We start from the raw sequence: 14,620 nt of genomic DNA, 5'->3' as shown, positions 1-14,620 counted from the left end.
GTTATTGGTTTTGGCAGGGTTGTGGATAACGAGCCTTGCGCTCCAGATCGTCGAGGTCGATGTGGTTGCGCATGTATTGCGCACTGGCGTCGACCAGTGGCTGGTGGTCCCAGCTCTTGAGTTTGCCCAGGCTCAAGGCGCCGGCGACGAAGCGCCGGCGGCGCTGGCTGGCAAGGACCTGTTGGTGAATGGCCGGGATGTCCCATTTGGCGCGCGCCTCGCGGAGAAAATCCTCGAATAGCGGGCGATGTTGCGGCGATTGGCTGAGTTCTTCCTGCTCGCGGGGGTCGTTGGCGACATCGAAGAGCAGGCACGGGTCGTCCTCGCTGTAGATGAACTTGTAGCGGCCGCGGCGAATCATCATCAGCGGGCTGATGGTGCCTTCGGCCATGTACTCGCCGAAGACTTCGTCATGCCCGCCCTGCCCTTGCAGGTGCGGCACCAGGGAGCGGCCGTCCAGCGCCAGGCCCGGTTGCAGTTCCCCGCCGGCCAGCTCCACCAGGGTCGGCAGCAGGTCGGCGGTCGAGACCGCCTGGCTTACCCGGCCGGCGGCGAATTGCCCGGGCGCGCTGACCAGCAGCGGCACCCGCGCGGCCATCTCGAACCAGTGCATTTTGTACCAGAGGCCACGCTCGCCGAGCATGTCGCCGTGGTCGCCGGAGAAGACGATGATGGTGTCGTCGATCAGCCCGGTTTCCTCCAGGGTTTCCAGGAGTTTGCCGACGTTGCTGTCGATATAGCTGCAAGCGCCGAAATAGGCGCGACGCGCATCGCGGATCTTATCCACAGGCAGCGGCTTGTCCCACAGGTCGTAGACCTTGAGCAGGCGCTGGGAATGCGGGTCGAGCTCGGCCTGGGCCGGCGCCTGGGGCAGCGGAATATCCTCGTCGCGGTACAGGTCCCAGAAGGCCTTGGGAATGGTGTACGGGTCGTGCGGGTGAGTCATCGACACGGTCAGGCAGAACGGCTGGTCGCCGTCTTCGCGAACGTGATCGAACAGGTATTGGCGGGCCTTGAACACCACCTCTTCGTCGAAATCCAGCTGGTTGGTGCGCACGCACGGCCCGGCCTGCAGCACCGAGGACATGTTGTGGTACCAGCTTGGGCGCACGTCCGGCTGGTCCCAGTTCACCGCCCAGCCGTAGTCGGCCGGGTAGATGTCGCTGGTCAGGCGTTCTTCGTAACCGTGCAGCTGGTCCGGGCCACAGAAATGCATCTTGCCCGACAGCGCGGTGCGGTAGCCCAGGCGACGCAGGTAATGGGCGTAGGTCGGGACGTCGGCGGGAAAGTCGGCGGCGTTGTCATAGGCGCCGATCTTGCTCGGCAACTGGCCGCTGACCAGGGTGAAGCGCGAGGGCGCGCACAGCGGGCTGTTGCAGTAGGCCGCGTCGAACACCACGCCTTGGGCGGCGAGACGGCTCAGATGCGGCAGCTTGATGGGCGACGGACCGTAGAACGGCAACATTGGCGCGGCCATCTGATCGGCCATGATGAAAAGAATATTCTTGCGCTTCATGTATTCGCGGCATTCCATAGTGGGTAGTTATGCGAAAGTGCTGCGATCGAGCATGTAACCCGTGGCTTTTGCGGTAAAGCCCATGTGCGGCAATGACTAGGATAAGTACAGCTTATGTATGAAGCGCTTGGCGACCTGTCCCTGGACCTGTTTCGCGTATTCGAGGCGGCGGCGCGCCAGCGCAGCTTTACCGCCGCGGCGGTGGAGTTGGGCACCACCCAGCCAGCCATCAGCCAGCAGATCAAGCGGCTGGAGGAACGGCTCGGCACCCGGCTGTTCGACCGCATCTACCGTGGCATCGAACTGACCGAGGCCGGCAGCCAGCTGTTCGAACAGGTGCAGGCCGGTTTGCAGAGCATCGACAGCGGCCTGAGCGCCATCACCGCCCAGCATCAGCATGAGGTGCTGCAAGTGGCCACCGACTTTGCTTTTGCCGCCTACTGGCTGATGCCGCGCCTGCATCGCTTCCACGCCGCCAACCCGCAGGTGGACGTGAGCCTGGTCACCAGTGAGCGTAGCCACAACATGCTGCGCACCGACATCGACATCGCGGTGCTGTTTGGCGATGGCCGTTTCAAGCAGGGTGAAAGCCATTGGCTGTTCAACGAAGAAGTGTTTCCGGTGTGCAGCCCGCTGCTGCTCAAGGAGCGGCCGCTGCCCCTTCGCGCGCAGTCGCTGCTGGAGTTGCCGTTGCTGCACCTGAAGGGCGAAAGCAGCAGCCACTGGTTCGACTGGAGCGGTGTGTTCCGCGAACTGGGGATCGCTACCCCGCCGGCACCGGGGCAGCTGCGTTTCGACAACTACACGCTGCTGATCCAGGCGGCGATCGGTGGCCAGGGCGTGGCCATCGGCTGGCGCCACCTTGTGGATAACTTGCTGGCGCAAGGGCTGTTATGCCGGCCGATCAGCGAAACGGCGATTTCCCGCTACGGCTATTACGTGGTGCTGCCCCAGCGCAAGCGCCGCGGGCCGCTGATCCAGCGGTTTTTCGACTGGCTGATGGCCGAGCAGGCCGACAGCGCGCAATCCCTCAAGGGGCTGTCGCTGCCGCCCATTGCCCTTTAAGCGCCTTGAACACGGGGCCGAGGCAGACCCGCGACACCCCGGCCGGGCCGCCTTTAGCCTCAGCCCTGGGCCAGCACATCGACGAAATTCACATGCTCGCCCACATGCAGGTTCAGCTGCAGCTCATCGGCAATGCCGGCAGCCACCCGCGCCAGCCGCTGCACTGGTGCCACCTGTTCCGGCGCGAGCCTGCTGGCGGGCTGGCTGAAGTGTTCCAGGGCCAGCCCGGGCATGCTTTGCGGTGCATTCACCAGGGTCCAGCGCAGGGTGCTGCCTTGCAGCGCGTCGAGGATCGCTTCGGCGGCCTCGCGGTGGGGATAAACGGCCATCTCCGGCTGATCCAGCACTTCGAAATGCCCCACCAGGAACAGGCGCCGCACCCCCGCGGCCTGCATGCCGGCAATCAACGCGGTGACCGCCCGGACTTGCTCCTGGGGTTCGAGCAGCAGGTCTTCCGGTTCTTCAAGGCCCATGGGCAGCCCCGGGGCATCCAGCAAACAGGCGACCACATCGCTTCCGGCTACGCTTTGCCTGACTCGCGCGGCATCGAACAGGTCTCCGCATTTGGTCCGTAAACCCGGTAGCGGCGCGAGGGCCGTCAGGTCGTCGAGAATGGCGATGACTTCATGCTGGCGCCGCAGGAATTCGGCCATCAGCGCGCTGCCCAGGCTGCCCATGGCGCCATAGAGCACCAGCTTGACCACTGGGGTTTCGGCATTTTTCATGGCGCGGCTCGTTTCTTACACTGGTACGGTTATGACCTGTGGGCTGCCGCCAGGGTTCGACTTTGTCATGAGAGGTTCCATGCAACGCATCAAGGGCTATCACGCCCACGTTTATTTCGACGCCAGCACCATCGACCAGGCGCGAGCCCTGTGCGAACAGGCGGCGCAATTGTTTCCGCTGAAGATGGGGCGGGTGCATGAACGGCCGGTCGGCCCGCACCCGGACTGGAGTTGCCAGCTGGCGTTCGAGCCGCAATACCTGGGCGAGGTGCTGCCGTGGCTGGCGCTCAATCGCAACGGGCTGGTGGTGTTCCTGCACCCCGATACCGGCGACGACCTGAAGGACCACACCGAGCATGCGATCTGGATGGGAGCGATCAGGCCGCTGGACCTGTCGATTTTTTGAGCGTTTCGCTTCTACGCTCGCTCCCGTGGGAGCGAGGCTTGCCCGCGATGAACGATGGCGCGTTGTGACAGACACGCCGTATCGCCTTCATCGCACGCAAGCTGTGCTCCTACATCATGGCGTGATCAATACAGCACGCCATCGAGGATCTCGTAGACGATCCCGCTGGCCACCGCGATCAGCACGATATCGGCGCCCGTGCGCCGCCATTCATAACCCGGGTAATACGGCAGGTGCGCCAGGGCGCGGTTGCGGCCCTCCGCGCCCATGGTCGTCGCGCGGGTCGGCGACCGCAGGCAGCAGCGGGCTGGCGCTGAGGATCAGCACCCCGAGACCGGCAATCAGGCGTTTGGGTATTTTCATCGGCTTTTTCCCCCCCGGCACGAACAATAAAAAGGGGCTCAGAACCTGGTTCTGAACCCCTTGGTCTTGCTGCTTAGTCTGTGGGCGCCGAGGCTAATTCCTCTGTATCAGGAGCTCTACCCTTAGCTGACGCGGGCTTGACGTACCCCTTCGGCGAGCGAGGCGCAGAGGCCCAGCACGCCGTCCACCGCCTGCTCGGGGCTGGCGGCGTTGGCGATCTGGTCGATCAGCGCCGACCCCACCACCACGCCGTCGGCGAGACGGGCGATAGCCGCGGCCTGCTCCGGGGTGCGGATGCCGAAACCGATGCTGATCGGCAGGTCGGTGTGGCGACGCAAGCGGGTCACTGCTTCTTCCACGTGCTCCAGGGTGGCGGAACCGGCACCGGTCACACCGGCCACGGAGACGTAGTAGACGAAGCCCGAGCTGCCGTTCAGGACTTTCGGCAGGCGCACGTCGTCGGTGGTCGGCGTGGTCAGGCGGATGAAGTCGATGCCGGCGGCCTGGGACGGGTCGCACAGCTCGCTGTTATGTTCGGGCGGCATGTCGACCACGATCAGGCCGTCGACCCCGGCTTCCTTGGCCTCGGCGATGAAGCGCGGCACGCCGTAATGGTGGATCGGGTTGAAGTAACCCATCAGCACCAGCGGTGTGTCGTTGTTGCCGGCGCGGAACTCGCGAACCATTTGCAGGGTTTTCGCCAGGTTCTGCTTGGCCGCCAGGGCGCGGATGTTGGCCAGCTGGATCGCCGGGCCGTCGGCCATCGGGTCGGTGAAGGGCATGCCCAGCTCGATCACGTCGGCGCCGGCGGCCGGCAAGCCCTTGAGGATCGCCAGGGAGGCGTCGTAGCCCGGGTCGCCGGCAGTGACGAAGGTCACCAGGGCGGCGCGGTTCTGTTGCTTCAGTTCGGCAAAGCGCGTTTGCAGGCGGCTCATCAGTGTTTCTCCTGCTTGGATTGAGCGTTTTCCATGTGGTGCATCACGGTTTGCATGTCTTTGTCGCCGCGGCCCGAAAGGTTGACCACCATCAGGTGATCCTTGGGCAGGTTCGGCGCGCGCTTGAAGACTTCGGCCAGGGCGTGGGCGCTTTCCAGGGCCGGGATGATGCCTTCCAGGCGGCAGCACTGGTGGAACGCGGCCAGGGCTTCGTCGTCGGTCACCGAGGTGTATTCGACGCGGCCGATATCGTGCAACCAGGCGTGTTCAGGGCCGATGCCCGGGTAGTCGAGGCCGGCGGAAATCGAGTGGGCGTCGATGATCTGGCCGTCTTCGTCCTGCAGCAGGAAGGTGCGGTTGCCATGCAGCACGCCAGGCAGGCCGCCGTTCAGGCTGGCCGCGTGCTTGCCGGTCTCGATGCCGTAGCCGGCGGCTTCGACGCCGATGATCTGCACGCTCTTGTCGTCGAGGAACGGGTGGAACAGGCCCATGGCGTTGGAACCGCCGCCGATGCACGCCACCAGGCTGTCCGGCAGGCGGCCTTCCTGGGCTTGCAGCTGTTCGCGGGTTTCCTTGCCGATCACCGCCTGGAAGTCGCGGACCATGGCGGGATAAGGGTGGGGGCCGGCCACGGTGCCGATCAGGTAGAAGGTGCTGTCGACGTTGGTCACCCAGTCGCGCAGGGCTTCGTTCATCGCGTCCTTCAGGGTGCCGGTGCCGGCGACCACCGGGATCACCTCGGCGCCCAGCAGCTTCATGCGGAACACGTTGGCCTGCTGGCGCTCGATGTCGGTGGTGCCCATGTAGATCACGCAGTCCAGGCCGAAGCGCGCCGCCACGGTGGCGGTGGCCACGCCGTGCATGCCGGCGCCGGTCTCGGCGATGATGCGTTTCTTGCCCATGCGCCGCGCCAGGAGGATCTGGCCGATGCAGTTGTTGATCTTGTGCGCGCCGGTGTGGTTCAGCTCTTCGCGCTTGAGGTAGATCTTGGCGCCGCCGCAGTGCTCGGTCAGGCGTTCGGCGAAATACAGCGGGCTTGGACGGCCGACGTAGTCGCGCTGGAAATAGGCCAGTTCCTTGAGAAACTCCGGATCTTCCTTGGCCGCTTCGTATTCGCGGGCCAGGTCGAGGATCAGCGGCATCAGGGTTTCGGCGACGTAACGGCCGCCGAACGCGCCAAACAGGCCGTTGGCATCAGGGCCGTTGCGCAGATGGGTCTGGGTCATTGGGACGCTCCCGGTGATGGGTCAAAAGGGTGAATGCTGGAAAGACAATGGCGTTCACTCTACCCCTGACGTACCGGGCTGAAAACCGATAAGATCGCCACAACCTGTCAGGAAAACTCACATATCCCATGAGCCACGACCTGCCCCCGCTGAATGCCCTCCGGGCCTTCGAAGCCACCGCCCGCCTGAACAGCGTCAGCCAGGCGGCCGAACAGCTGCACGTCACCCATGGCGCGGTCAGCCGCCAGTTGAAAGTGCTCGAGGAGCACCTGGGGGTGAGCCTGTTCGTCAAGGAAGGTCGCGGCCTGAAACTCACAGATGCCGGCATACGCCTGCGCGATGCCAGCAGCGACGCCTTCGAGCGCCTGCGCACGGTCTGCGCCGAGCTGGCCCAGAGCACCGCCGATGCGCCCTTCGTACTCGGCTGTTCCGGCAGCCTGCTGGCGCGCTGGTTCATCCCGCGCCTGGGGCGGTTGAATGCCGACCTGCCGGACTTGCGCCTGCACCTGTCGGCCGGCGAAGGCGACCTCGACCCGCGCCGGCCGGGGCTGGATGCCTTGCTGGTGTTTGCCGAGCCACCCTGGCCGGCGGACATGCAGGTCTTCGAGCTGGCCGGCGAACGCATCGGCCCGGTGCTCAGCCCGCGCTACAGCCGTTACGAACAGTTGCGCCAGGCGCCGCCCAGCGCACTGTTGGACGAGGCGTTGCTGCAGACCACCTCGCGTCCGCAGGCCTGGCCCAGCTGGGCACGACAGAACGGCCTCGACGCCGGGGCGTTGAAGTTCGGGCAGGGTTTCGAGCATTTGTATTATTTGCTGGAGGCCGCGGTGGCCGGGCTGGGCGTGGCGATCGCGCCGCAGCCGCTGGTGGCCGAGGACCTGCGCGCCGGGCGCCTGGTTGCCCCGTGGGGCTTCTGCGAGACCCCGGGGCAACTGGCATTGTGGTTACCCAAGCGCGCCGCGGACGGGCGCGCCCGGCAATTGGCGCAGTGGCTCAGCAACGAGTTGCGCCAGACGGCTTAATTGCCGCGTTTGCACAGCAGGTAAGCGGCCAGCAGGCCCAGTGCGCCCACGGCAACGCCGGCGGTGGTCCAGGGGTGTTGCTGGGCATAGTCGCGGGTGGCGAGCCCGGTTTCCCGGGTTTTCACTTTGACTTCTTCATAGGCATCGCTGAGCAGGCTGCGCGAATGTCTCAGCGCGTTCTCGGCGTTGCTTTTCAGAGCCTTGAGGGTTTTGCGCGATTCGTCCGAAGCATCCTCCTTGAGGCTTTCCAGCGACCTGAGCAGGTTTTCGATCTCGGCTTCCATGCTTTCCAATGAGGCTTTGCGTAACGAATTGTTGGCCATGGTGGCTCTCCTGCATTGTTGGTGAGGGTCTGTAGGGTCCGACTGCACCGCTTGGCGAAAGTGCATTAAATCTGAACGTCGCGGGATCAAGGCTCATTCAAGCCGTTGCCAGGCTCGGTACGGAAAACGGCTGCTGCGCCTGGCCTGCGCTCGCCGATTTTCCATATAGAGCCTAGGCTTTGATCTACCTAAACAAGGAGAGAACGCCATGTCTGATCATCACACCTACAAGAAAATCGAACTGGTCGGCTCGTCCCCAAGCAGCATCGAAGACGCGATCAACAATGCGCTGGCCGAAGCCAGCAAGAGCATCCAGCACCTGGAATGGTTCGAAGTCACGGAAACCCGGGGGCATATCAAGGACGGCAAGGCCGCGCATTTCCAGGTCACGCTCAAGGTGGGCTTCCGGATTGCCAACAGCTGAGCCTGGGCTAGGCTGTTGAACTTGTGCGCTGGCCGATTGCCATAGGAAATGGCAAAGCGCTATATCCGCCTCGAGCCGAACAGGCCGGGGCTTGACGCTTCTTTTGATTCGACCAGGGAATGTGACCGATGAAAAACTGGGTAATGGCTTTAGCGTTGTTGAGTGTCGCGGGAACAGCCTTTGCTGCCGGCAAACCATGCGAAGAACTGAAAAGCGAAATCGCCGCGAAGCTCGACGCCAAGGGCGTGTCGGGTTACTCGCTGGAAATTGTCGACAAAGGCAGCGCGACTGACGGCAAAGTGGTCGGTACCTGCGAAGGCGGTACCAAGGAAATCGTCTACAAGCGCGGCTAAGCCCTTGTAGCAATGAACAAAGCCGACGCGCTGCGTCGGCTTTTTTATGCCCGGCGTTTAGCCAGGCCAGGCGTGCCCCCGTAGCCGCTGCCGCAGGCTGCGATCGCGACCCAAGGGCGCGCAAGGCTTCAGGATCACAGAGTCCTTTGGCCCGATTGCACTCAACCTTTCATCACCTGCGCCAGCAATTCATAGGAATGCAGGCGGTCGGCGTGTTCGTACAGGTCGCAGGTGAAGATCAGCTCGTCGGCGCCGGTCTGCTCGATCAGCACGTCGAGCTTGGCGCGGATCTTCGCCGGGCTGCCAATCATCGCCAGGCCGAGGAAGCTGCCCACGGCCTCTTTTTCGTGGGGCAGCCACAGGCCGTCCATGCTCTTCACCGGTTTGCGCTGCACCAGGCTCTGGCCGCGCATCAGCGCGAGGATCCGCTGGTACACCGAGGTCGCCAGGTAGTCGGCCTGTTCGTCGGTATCGGCCGCCACCAGCGGTACGCCGAGCATCACGTAAGGCTTGTCGAGCACGGCCGAAGGCTTGAAGTGATTGCGGTACACGCGAATCGCCTCGTGCATGTAGCGCGGCGCGAAGTGCGAGGCGAAGGCGTAAGGCAGGCCGCGCTCGCCGGCCAGTTGCGCACTGAACAGGCTCGAGCCCAGCAACCACACCGGCACCTGGGTACCGGTTCCCGGCACCGCGATTACCCGCTGGTCCGGGGTGCGCGGACCGAGGTAGGCCATCAACTCGGCAACGTCCTGCGGGAAGTCGTCGGCGCTGCCGGAACGTTCGCGGCGCAGGGCGCGGGCGGTCATCTGGTCCGAGCCCGGCGCGCGGCCCAGGCCCAGGTCGATGCGCCCGGGGTAGAGGCTTTCCAGGGTGCCGAACTGCTCGGCGATCACCAGTGGCGCGTGGTTGGGCAGCATCACGCCGCCGGAGCCCACGCGAATGCTCGAGGTGCCGCCGGCCAGGTAACCCAGGAGCACCGAGGTCGCGGAGCTGGCGATGCCGTCCATGTTGTGGTGTTCGGCGACCCAGAAGCGGGTGTAGCCGAGTTTTTCTACATGGCGGGCCAGGTCCAGGGAATTGCGCAGCGATTGCGCCGGGCTGCCGTCTTCGCGCACGGGGACCAGGTCGAGGGTGGAAAACTTTACGTCGGACAGTGGTTTCATGAACCTGCTTCTCCTCTGGGTGTGCAGGCCTTTGTCATGAGTCAAAACCTGCCGAATGCTGTAAGCCTGGTTCATGCAATGTGGGCATATACCCGAGTTTCAATGGCCAAGGTGAATTTGCTCTCCGGATAAACGGCAGGTTCAGACAGGATGAACTTCGCCCGGCCTTCTATCCTCTAGAACCCTGGATGCACAAAACCACAAGGGCGCGGCCTTTCGCGCCCGTTCTCGAGGAGACAGACATGAGCATCATCAAAAAAGCATCGGCTCACTGGGAAGGCGACCTGAAAACCGGCATTGGCTCGATTTCCACGGAAACCGGAGTGCTGCGCGACGCGCCTTATGGCTTCAAGGCGCGCTTCGAAGGCGGCAAGGGCACCAACCCGGAAGAACTGATCGGCGCCGCGCACGCCGGGTGTTTTTCCATGGCCTTCTCGATGATTCTCGGCGAGGCCGGGCTCAAGGCCGACAGCATCGACACCAACGCCGAGGTGACGCTGGACCAGGTCGCGGGCGGTTTTGCCATCACCGCGGTGCACCTGGTGCTCAAGGCGAAGATCCCCGGCGCCAGCCAGCAACAGTTCGATGAACTGAGCAAGAAAGCCAAGGAAGGTTGCCCGGTATCCAAGGTGCTCAATGCCAAGATCAGCCTGGATGCGACGCTGGTCAGCTAAGCCCCGCCCGAACCGTTGCGGCACATCGCCGGCAAAAAAACGAGCGTTGTGCCGCAACCGCCAACCGCTGCTCGATGGCTTGCGATTGCGCAGGCTTGGGGAAACTTCGCGCGGCAGATGTGCGCGGTGTCAGAACTCGTTTCATGAAAATGTGGTCGAATACCCGACTGCAGGCTCGGCCCATGACCTTGGGCGCTGCATCAAGGGGAGCTTCACTCATGAAACGTATTGTCCTGGCAGTAGTTTGTAGCGCGCTGGCCACCTCGGCCCTGGCGGCTCCGAAGGATTGCGAAGAACTCAAGAAAGAAATTGAAATCAAGATCCAGGCCAACGCCGTGCCCTCCTACACCCTGGAGATTGTCAGCAAGGAGGAAGCCGAAAAGCATGACGTGGCCATGGTGGTCGGTACCTGCGAATACGGCACCAAGGCGATCATCTATCAGCGCAACGACAGCTGATCGTTCAGATCACGCAGTTGACCTTGTGGTCTTCGGCCAGCAGCTCACGCTTGGCGTTGTACAGCCGGGCGCTGGGGGTAAAACCCAGCGAGCGCGCTTCCAGCAGGTAACGCTGGCCGGCTTGGAAATGGTCGTAGCGCACGCTCAGGTAGCACAGGCGCTCGGCCGGGTCGTTCATCATGCCCAGGCGCCCGCTGAACACCTCGAAATCGAAACGCACCATCAACTCATGACTGCCCGGGGTGACCTGGAAATAGCGGCCATCCTTCAGGCGCTGGTTGTCCAGGCGTTCGGCCATCAGCATCTTGCCGCCTGGCGTCGGGGTGGCGAAGTCGACCCAGGCTTGTTGCGGGTCCACCGCCGGCAGGGGGCTGGAGCAGGCAACGAGGCCGGTCAGGGCAAGGAGCAGCAAGGGTTGGCGCATGGTGTCGGCCGTCCGGGGGAAAGGCCTCAAGCATAGCGCCGATCAGGTGCGTTGGCAGCCGGCCGGTTGGCCGGTACCCACCAGGTTGCGCTGCTGATCGTAGAGCTTGGCCCAGGGCCGGAAACCGATATTGCCGGTCTGCAACTGGTAGCGCTGGCCGGCGTTGAAGTCCTTGTATTTCACATTCAGCTGGCAATCGCGCCACAGGGGTTCGCTGTCCGGGCCGATATTGGTGGGCTCCACGGCGAACTGGTAGCGCACCTTCAGCTCATGGTTACCGGGCTGGACCTCGAAATAGCGGCGATCCACCCAGGCCTTTTCATCTACTTCCAGGGCCTGCAGGGCGGTGTCCTGGTGGGTGTCGAGGTCGATCCAGGCTTGCGTCGGATCGGGAGTGGGGAGTCCGGCACAGCCGGTCAGGGTCAACAGTCCGGTGGTCAGCAGCAACACGCGCATAGCGAAACTCCAGGCAGGCGAGATAGTCTTGGGGGCAGACTCTCGAAGGATGATTCGATTTGATTAGGCCGCGTTCAAGCCATGGGTTACTTGATCATCTTTTACGCTTTTTGTTTCCGGGCTTGCTGCTTTTGTTACTCAACGGTTGCTCCAGCGTGGGCTATTACAGCCAGCTGGCCAGTGGCCAATGGCAGCTGCTGCGGGCCCGCACGCCGGTCGAGCAGGTAATCGCCGACCCGGCACGCGACCCGATATTGCGCGCCCACCTGGCCCAGGCGCAAAAGGCCCGGCGCTTCGCCAGCCAGCACCTGCACCTGCCGGACAACCAGAGCTACCGCCTCTACGCCGACATCGGCCGGCCTTACGTGGTGTGGAATGTCTTCAGCACCCCCGAATTTTCCCTGAGCCCCAAGACCCACTGTTTCCCGATTGCCGGCTGCGTGGCCTATCGCGGTTACTACAGCCAGGGCGCGGCCCGGGGCGAGGCGGCCTTGCAGAAACAGCAGGGTATGGATGTGGCCATCGGCGGGGTGGAGGCCTACTCGACCCTGGGCTGGTTCAACGACCCGATCCTCAGTTCGATGCTGCATTGGGGCGACGAGCGCCTGGCCACCCTGATCTTCCACGAGTTGGCCCATCAGCGCTTCTACGTGAAGGACGACACCGAGTTCAACGAATCCTTCGCCACCTTCGTCGAGCAGGAAGGCACCCGGCAATGGCGCGCGGCCCGTGGCTTGGCGCCGGCCAGCGATGCCGTGGTCAAGCAGCGGAGCCAATTCATCCAGTTGGTTCTCGATACCCGCCAGCGCCTGGAGCGCCTGTATGCCCTGCCGCTGCCGGCCGAGCAGATGCGCCAGCGCAAGGCCGCCGAGTTCGAACAGCTGCGCCGGGATTACCAGCAGCTCAAGAACAGCCAATGGCAGGGCGACGCGCGCTACGACTTCTGGATCAACGCCCCGCTGAACAACGCCAGGCTGCTGCCCTTTGGCCTTTACGACCAATGGGTGCCGGCGTTTGCCGCGTTGTTCAAACAGGTGGGCGGAGATTGGCCGGCCTTTTACCTGGCCGTGGAGAAGCTCGGCGCGCTGCCGGCTGAAAAGCGTAAGGCGGCGTTGCAAGCCTTGATGGGCGGCGCCTGAAAGCACGCCTTCGCGGGCAAGCCTCGCTCCTACGCCAAACTCTGCATCTCGGCGTAGGAGCGAGGCTTGCCCGCGAAGAGGCCAGAACGTCAAACCCAGATCGCATCCCAAAGCGAATAATCGCCCACCTTCCTCACCAAACCCGCGCGTAACGGGTTGGCCACGATATACCGCGCCACGGCCTGCAGATCCTCCGTCTTGCGAATGCCCCGATCATGGTAGCCACGTTGCCACACCGCCCCTTTGCGTTGTCGCTGGCGGTTCACCGATACGCAAATGCGCGAGCGGGTCCTGCCCATTAACACGGGCAACGTCGTGTCACGCAGCTCGACCAACCAGTGAAAATGATCGGGCATGACGACAAAGGCCAGCGAGCGGACGAGCTGCTCCCGTTCGGCCTGTTTGAACGCAGCCACGGCCAGGCGGCCCGAGTGGAAGTCGCTGAATAGCGGTTCCCGGTTTCGCGTGACGGAGGTGAGGACATAGATTTGACCAGGCTGCGAGTAACGTCCTGTGCGCAGGCGGTGAGCGTGATATTTGCGGGGCATGGGCGATCCTCCTTGATCGTGCTTTCAAGGCTAGATCGAAGAAGGAGCGGACGGTGGTTGGCTGTTGTTCGGGATGTGTCTGGCCAGACGCCTTCGCGGGCAAGCCTCGCTCCTACGGGAGGAAGCCCGCGATGGGCGGTGGCTTAGCGCTGCAGGAACGCCTGGTGCAGGTCGTCCAGGGTCTGGAAGTGATAGGCCGGTGCTTCGGTGCTCAGTTCTTCGTGGCTGCCGAAGCCATAACCCACCGCCGCCGCGTCCAGGCCGTTGCGGCGGGCGCCGATCAGGTCGTGCTTGCGGTCGCCGATCATCAGGGTGTCGCTCGGGTCCAGGCCTTCTTCGCTCATGAGGTGGCGGATCAGCTCGACCTTGTCGGTGCGGGTGCCGTCCAGTTCGCTGCCGTAGATCACCTTGAAGTGCCGGGCGAAGTCGAAGTGCCGGGCGATCTCGCGGGCAAACACCCATGGCTTGGACGTCGCGATGTACAGCTGGCGACCTTGCCCGCCGAGGGTTTCCAGCAGCGGCGTGACGCCGTCGAACACGCGGTTCTCATACAGGCCGGTGACTTTGAAGCGCTCGCGGTAGAAATTCACCGCCTCCCAGGCCCTGGCTTCGTCGAAGCCGTAGAACTGCATGAACGCCTGCAGCAGCGGCGGGCCGATGAAGTGTTCCAGCTTGCTCAGGTCGGGTTCGTCGATGCCCAGCTTGCCGAGGGCGAACTGGATCGAGCGGGTGATGCCTTCGCGCGGGTCGGTCAGGGTGCCATCAAGGTCGAACAGAACGGTTTGGTAATGCATGGGAATTCCTGGGCAGTGGGTCGGGCTCAAGCCTGGTCGTAGCCTTCGGCCAGGTGCAGGTCCTTGAGCTTCACGTAGTTGGCGGCGCTGTAGGTAAAGAAGGCGCGTTCCTTGTCGGTCAGCGGGCGGGCCTGTTTCACCGGGCTGCCCACGTAGAGGAAGCCGCTTTCCAGGCGTTTGCCCGGCGGCACCAGGCTGCCGGCGCCGACGATCACGTCGTCTTCCACCACCGCGCCGTCCATGACGATGCTGCCCATGCCGATCAGCACCCGGCTGCCGACGCTGCAACCGTGCAGCATCACCTTGTGGGCGATGGTCACGTCGTCGCCGATCAGCAGCGGGAAGCCGTCCGGGTTGAAGGGGCCGGCGTGGGTGATGTGCAGCACGCTGCCGTCCTGCACGCTGGTGCGGGCGCCGATGCGGATGCGGTGCATGTCGCCGCGGATCACCGTCAGTGGCCAGACCGAGCTGTCGGCACCGATTTCGACGTCACCGATCACCACCGCCGAACGGTCGACGAAGGCCCGCGGGGCAAGGATGGGCGTGTGGTTCTGATAGCTGCGAATGGCCAAGTTGGATACCTGCTCTGACATTTATTAATGGGGT

19 protein-coding genes and 1 pseudogene are annotated in these 14,620 nt (G+C 63.7%); 8 read left to right on the top strand and 12 right to left on the bottom strand.

Features of this window, described 5'->3' with window-relative positions:
* Window position 1 precedes the first annotated feature (1 nt).
* Window positions 2–1,516 (bottom strand): choline-sulfatase, encoded by a 1,515-nt coding sequence (betC, locus tag BLV20_RS03835; RefSeq protein ID WP_092297265.1) that lies wholly within the window; start codon window positions 1,514–1,516, stop codon window positions 2–4.
* Between the two features lie 114 nt (window positions 1,517–1,630).
* On the opposite strand from betC, the gene BLV20_RS03830 reads away from it, so the two are divergent.
* Window positions 1,631–2,581, top strand: coding sequence for a choline sulfate utilization transcriptional regulator (locus BLV20_RS03830; protein WP_092297262.1), 951 nt, complete (start codon window positions 1,631–1,633; stop codon window positions 2,579–2,581).
* Between the two features lie 59 nt (window positions 2,582–2,640).
* Here the strand turns inward: BLV20_RS03830 and BLV20_RS03825 are convergent, their stop codons facing one another.
* On the bottom strand, window positions 2,641–3,306 hold the full coding sequence (locus BLV20_RS03825) for an NAD(P)-dependent oxidoreductase (RefSeq protein ID WP_092297259.1): 666 nt from the start codon (window positions 3,304–3,306) through the stop codon (window positions 2,641–2,643).
* 79 nt (window positions 3,307–3,385) lie between these two features.
* On the opposite strand from BLV20_RS03825, the gene BLV20_RS03820 reads away from it, so the two are divergent.
* Window positions 3,386–3,712 (top strand): DOPA 4,5-dioxygenase family protein, encoded by a 327-nt coding sequence (locus BLV20_RS03820; RefSeq protein ID WP_009041492.1) that lies wholly within the window; start codon window positions 3,386–3,388, stop codon window positions 3,710–3,712.
* Window positions 3,713–3,837: 125 nt separating this feature from the next.
* On the opposite strand, the pseudogene BLV20_RS03815 reads toward BLV20_RS03820, so the two are convergent.
* The 3 genes and pseudogenes from BLV20_RS03815 to trpB all read right to left on the bottom strand — a co-directional run bounded on the left by BLV20_RS03815 (window position 3,838) and on the right by trpB (window position 6,236).
* Window positions 3,838–4,075: pseudogene (locus BLV20_RS03815) on the bottom strand (RcnB family protein).
* A gap of 122 nt (window positions 4,076–4,197) precedes the next feature.
* Window positions 4,198–5,010, bottom strand: coding sequence for a tryptophan synthase subunit alpha (gene trpA / locus BLV20_RS03810; protein ID WP_092297256.1), 813 nt, complete (start codon window positions 5,008–5,010; stop codon window positions 4,198–4,200).
* Window positions 5,010–6,236 (bottom strand): tryptophan synthase subunit beta, encoded by a 1,227-nt coding sequence (trpB, locus tag BLV20_RS03805; protein WP_092297253.1) that lies wholly within the window; start codon window positions 6,234–6,236, stop codon window positions 5,010–5,012. Before trpB ends, trpA begins: the two co-directional genes overlap by 1 nt.
* Before the next feature lie 128 nt (window positions 6,237–6,364).
* Between trpB and BLV20_RS03800 the strand changes: the two genes are divergently transcribed.
* Window positions 6,365–7,258 carry a LysR family transcriptional regulator gene (locus tag BLV20_RS03800; protein ID WP_092297250.1) on the top strand — a complete coding sequence of 298 codons (894 nt, stop codon included), beginning with the start codon at window positions 6,365–6,367 and terminating at the stop codon, window positions 7,256–7,258.
* Here BLV20_RS03800 and BLV20_RS03795 read toward each other — a convergent pair.
* Window positions 7,255–7,581 carry an ElaB/YgaM/YqjD family protein gene (locus BLV20_RS03795; RefSeq protein WP_092297246.1) on the bottom strand — a complete coding sequence of 109 codons (327 nt, stop codon included), beginning with the start codon at window positions 7,579–7,581 and terminating at the stop codon, window positions 7,255–7,257. The genes BLV20_RS03800 and BLV20_RS03795 overlap by 4 nt on opposite strands.
* A gap of 208 nt (window positions 7,582–7,789) precedes the next feature.
* Between BLV20_RS03795 and BLV20_RS03790 the strand changes: the two genes are divergently transcribed.
* Entirely contained in the window at window positions 7,790–8,005 is a 216-nt protein-coding gene (locus tag BLV20_RS03790) for a dodecin (RefSeq protein WP_092297243.1), read from the top strand.
* 128 nt (window positions 8,006–8,133) lie between these two features.
* Window positions 8,134–8,358 (top strand): DUF1161 domain-containing protein, encoded by a 225-nt coding sequence (locus BLV20_RS03785; protein ID WP_092297240.1) that lies wholly within the window; start codon window positions 8,134–8,136, stop codon window positions 8,356–8,358.
* A 161-nt stretch (window positions 8,359–8,519) separates the two neighbouring features.
* Here BLV20_RS03785 and BLV20_RS03780 read toward each other — a convergent pair whose 3' ends face one another.
* Window positions 8,520–9,521: an LLM class flavin-dependent oxidoreductase gene (locus BLV20_RS03780; RefSeq protein WP_092297236.1), complete on the bottom strand. Its 1,002-nt coding sequence runs from the start codon at window positions 9,519–9,521 to the stop codon at window positions 8,520–8,522.
* A 242-nt stretch (window positions 9,522–9,763) separates the two neighbouring features.
* On the opposite strand from BLV20_RS03780, the gene BLV20_RS03775 reads away from it, so the two are divergent.
* Window positions 9,764–10,195, top strand: a complete 432-nt coding sequence (locus BLV20_RS03775) for an OsmC family protein (RefSeq protein WP_092297233.1) — start codon at window positions 9,764–9,766, stop codon at window positions 10,193–10,195.
* A gap of 218 nt (window positions 10,196–10,413) precedes the next feature.
* Entirely contained in the window at window positions 10,414–10,653 is a 240-nt protein-coding gene (locus BLV20_RS03770) for a DUF1161 domain-containing protein (protein ID WP_092297230.1), read from the top strand.
* Between the two features lie 4 nt (window positions 10,654–10,657).
* Here the strand turns inward: BLV20_RS03770 and BLV20_RS03765 are convergent, their stop codons facing one another.
* Both BLV20_RS03765 and BLV20_RS03760 read right to left on the bottom strand, forming a co-directional pair.
* A complete protein-coding gene (locus tag BLV20_RS03765) occupies window positions 10,658–11,077 on the bottom strand; it encodes a PA0061/PA0062 family lipoprotein (RefSeq protein ID WP_092297227.1) in 420 nt (139 codons plus the stop codon).
* A gap of 42 nt (window positions 11,078–11,119) precedes the next feature.
* Window positions 11,120–11,533, bottom strand: a complete 414-nt coding sequence (locus BLV20_RS03760; protein WP_092297224.1) for a PA0061/PA0062 family lipoprotein — start codon at window positions 11,531–11,533, stop codon at window positions 11,120–11,122.
* 59 nt (window positions 11,534–11,592) lie between these two features.
* On the opposite strand from BLV20_RS03760, the gene BLV20_RS03755 reads away from it, so the two are divergent.
* Window positions 11,593–12,672, top strand: a complete 1,080-nt coding sequence (locus tag BLV20_RS03755; RefSeq protein ID WP_092297221.1) for an aminopeptidase — start codon at window positions 11,593–11,595, stop codon at window positions 12,670–12,672.
* A gap of 89 nt (window positions 12,673–12,761) precedes the next feature.
* On the opposite strand, the gene BLV20_RS03750 is transcribed toward BLV20_RS03755, so the two are convergent.
* The 3 genes from BLV20_RS03750 to BLV20_RS03740 form a co-directional block, all read right to left on the bottom strand.
* Window positions 12,762–13,220 carry an REP-associated tyrosine transposase gene (locus BLV20_RS03750; RefSeq protein WP_092297218.1) on the bottom strand — a complete coding sequence of 153 codons (459 nt, stop codon included), beginning with the start codon at window positions 13,218–13,220 and terminating at the stop codon, window positions 12,762–12,764.
* A 143-nt stretch (window positions 13,221–13,363) separates the two neighbouring features.
* On the bottom strand, window positions 13,364–14,014 hold the full coding sequence (locus BLV20_RS03745; RefSeq protein WP_092297215.1) for an HAD family hydrolase: 651 nt from the start codon (window positions 14,012–14,014) through the stop codon (window positions 13,364–13,366).
* A 26-nt stretch (window positions 14,015–14,040) separates the two neighbouring features.
* Window positions 14,041–14,586 (bottom strand): gamma carbonic anhydrase family protein, encoded by a 546-nt coding sequence (locus tag BLV20_RS03740; RefSeq protein ID WP_092298464.1) that lies wholly within the window; start codon window positions 14,584–14,586, stop codon window positions 14,041–14,043.
* Window positions 14,587–14,620 lie beyond the last annotated feature (34 nt).

It is taken from the genome of Pseudomonas sp. NFIX28 (assembly GCF_900107395.1).
Classification (GTDB): domain Bacteria; phylum Pseudomonadota; class Gammaproteobacteria; order Pseudomonadales; family Pseudomonadaceae; genus Aquipseudomonas.
Note: the sequence above shows the minus strand (reverse complement) of the source record. Positions and strands in the feature narration are given on the sequence as shown.

Excerpts from the sequence above, each read along its gene's own strand:
- betC (WP_092297265.1), bottom strand. The coding sequence starts at position 1,516 with ATGAAGCGCAAGAATATTCTTTTCATCATGGCCGATCAGATGGCCGCG.
- BLV20_RS03830 (WP_092297262.1), top strand. The coding sequence starts at position 1,631 with ATGTATGAAGCGCTTGGCGACCTGTCCCTGGACCTGTTTCGCGTATTC.
- BLV20_RS03825 (WP_092297259.1), bottom strand. The coding sequence starts at position 3,306 with ATGAAAAATGCCGAAACCCCAGTGGTCAAGCTGGTGCTCTATGGCGCC.
- BLV20_RS03820 (WP_009041492.1), top strand. The coding sequence starts at position 3,386 with ATGCAACGCATCAAGGGCTATCACGCCCACGTTTATTTCGACGCCAGC.
- trpA (WP_092297256.1), bottom strand. The coding sequence starts at position 5,010 with ATGAGCCGCCTGCAAACGCGCTTTGCCGAACTGAAGCAACAGAACCGC.
- trpB (WP_092297253.1), bottom strand. The coding sequence starts at position 6,236 with ATGACCCAGACCCATCTGCGCAACGGCCCTGATGCCAACGGCCTGTTT.
- BLV20_RS03800 (WP_092297250.1), top strand. The coding sequence starts at position 6,365 with ATGAGCCACGACCTGCCCCCGCTGAATGCCCTCCGGGCCTTCGAAGCC.
- BLV20_RS03795 (WP_092297246.1), bottom strand. The coding sequence starts at position 7,581 with ATGGCCAACAATTCGTTACGCAAAGCCTCATTGGAAAGCATGGAAGCC.
- BLV20_RS03790 (WP_092297243.1), top strand. The coding sequence starts at position 7,790 with ATGTCTGATCATCACACCTACAAGAAAATCGAACTGGTCGGCTCGTCC.
- BLV20_RS03785 (WP_092297240.1), top strand. The coding sequence starts at position 8,134 with ATGAAAAACTGGGTAATGGCTTTAGCGTTGTTGAGTGTCGCGGGAACA.
- BLV20_RS03780 (WP_092297236.1), bottom strand. The coding sequence starts at position 9,521 with ATGAAACCACTGTCCGACGTAAAGTTTTCCACCCTCGACCTGGTCCCC.
- BLV20_RS03775 (WP_092297233.1), top strand. The coding sequence starts at position 9,764 with ATGAGCATCATCAAAAAAGCATCGGCTCACTGGGAAGGCGACCTGAAA.
- BLV20_RS03770 (WP_092297230.1), top strand. The coding sequence starts at position 10,414 with ATGAAACGTATTGTCCTGGCAGTAGTTTGTAGCGCGCTGGCCACCTCG.
- BLV20_RS03765 (WP_092297227.1), bottom strand. The coding sequence starts at position 11,077 with ATGCGCCAACCCTTGCTGCTCCTTGCCCTGACCGGCCTCGTTGCCTGC.
- BLV20_RS03760 (WP_092297224.1), bottom strand. The coding sequence starts at position 11,533 with ATGCGCGTGTTGCTGCTGACCACCGGACTGTTGACCCTGACCGGCTGT.
- BLV20_RS03750 (WP_092297218.1), bottom strand. The coding sequence starts at position 13,220 with ATGCCCCGCAAATATCACGCTCACCGCCTGCGCACAGGACGTTACTCG.
- BLV20_RS03745 (WP_092297215.1), bottom strand. The coding sequence starts at position 14,014 with ATGCATTACCAAACCGTTCTGTTCGACCTTGATGGCACCCTGACCGAC.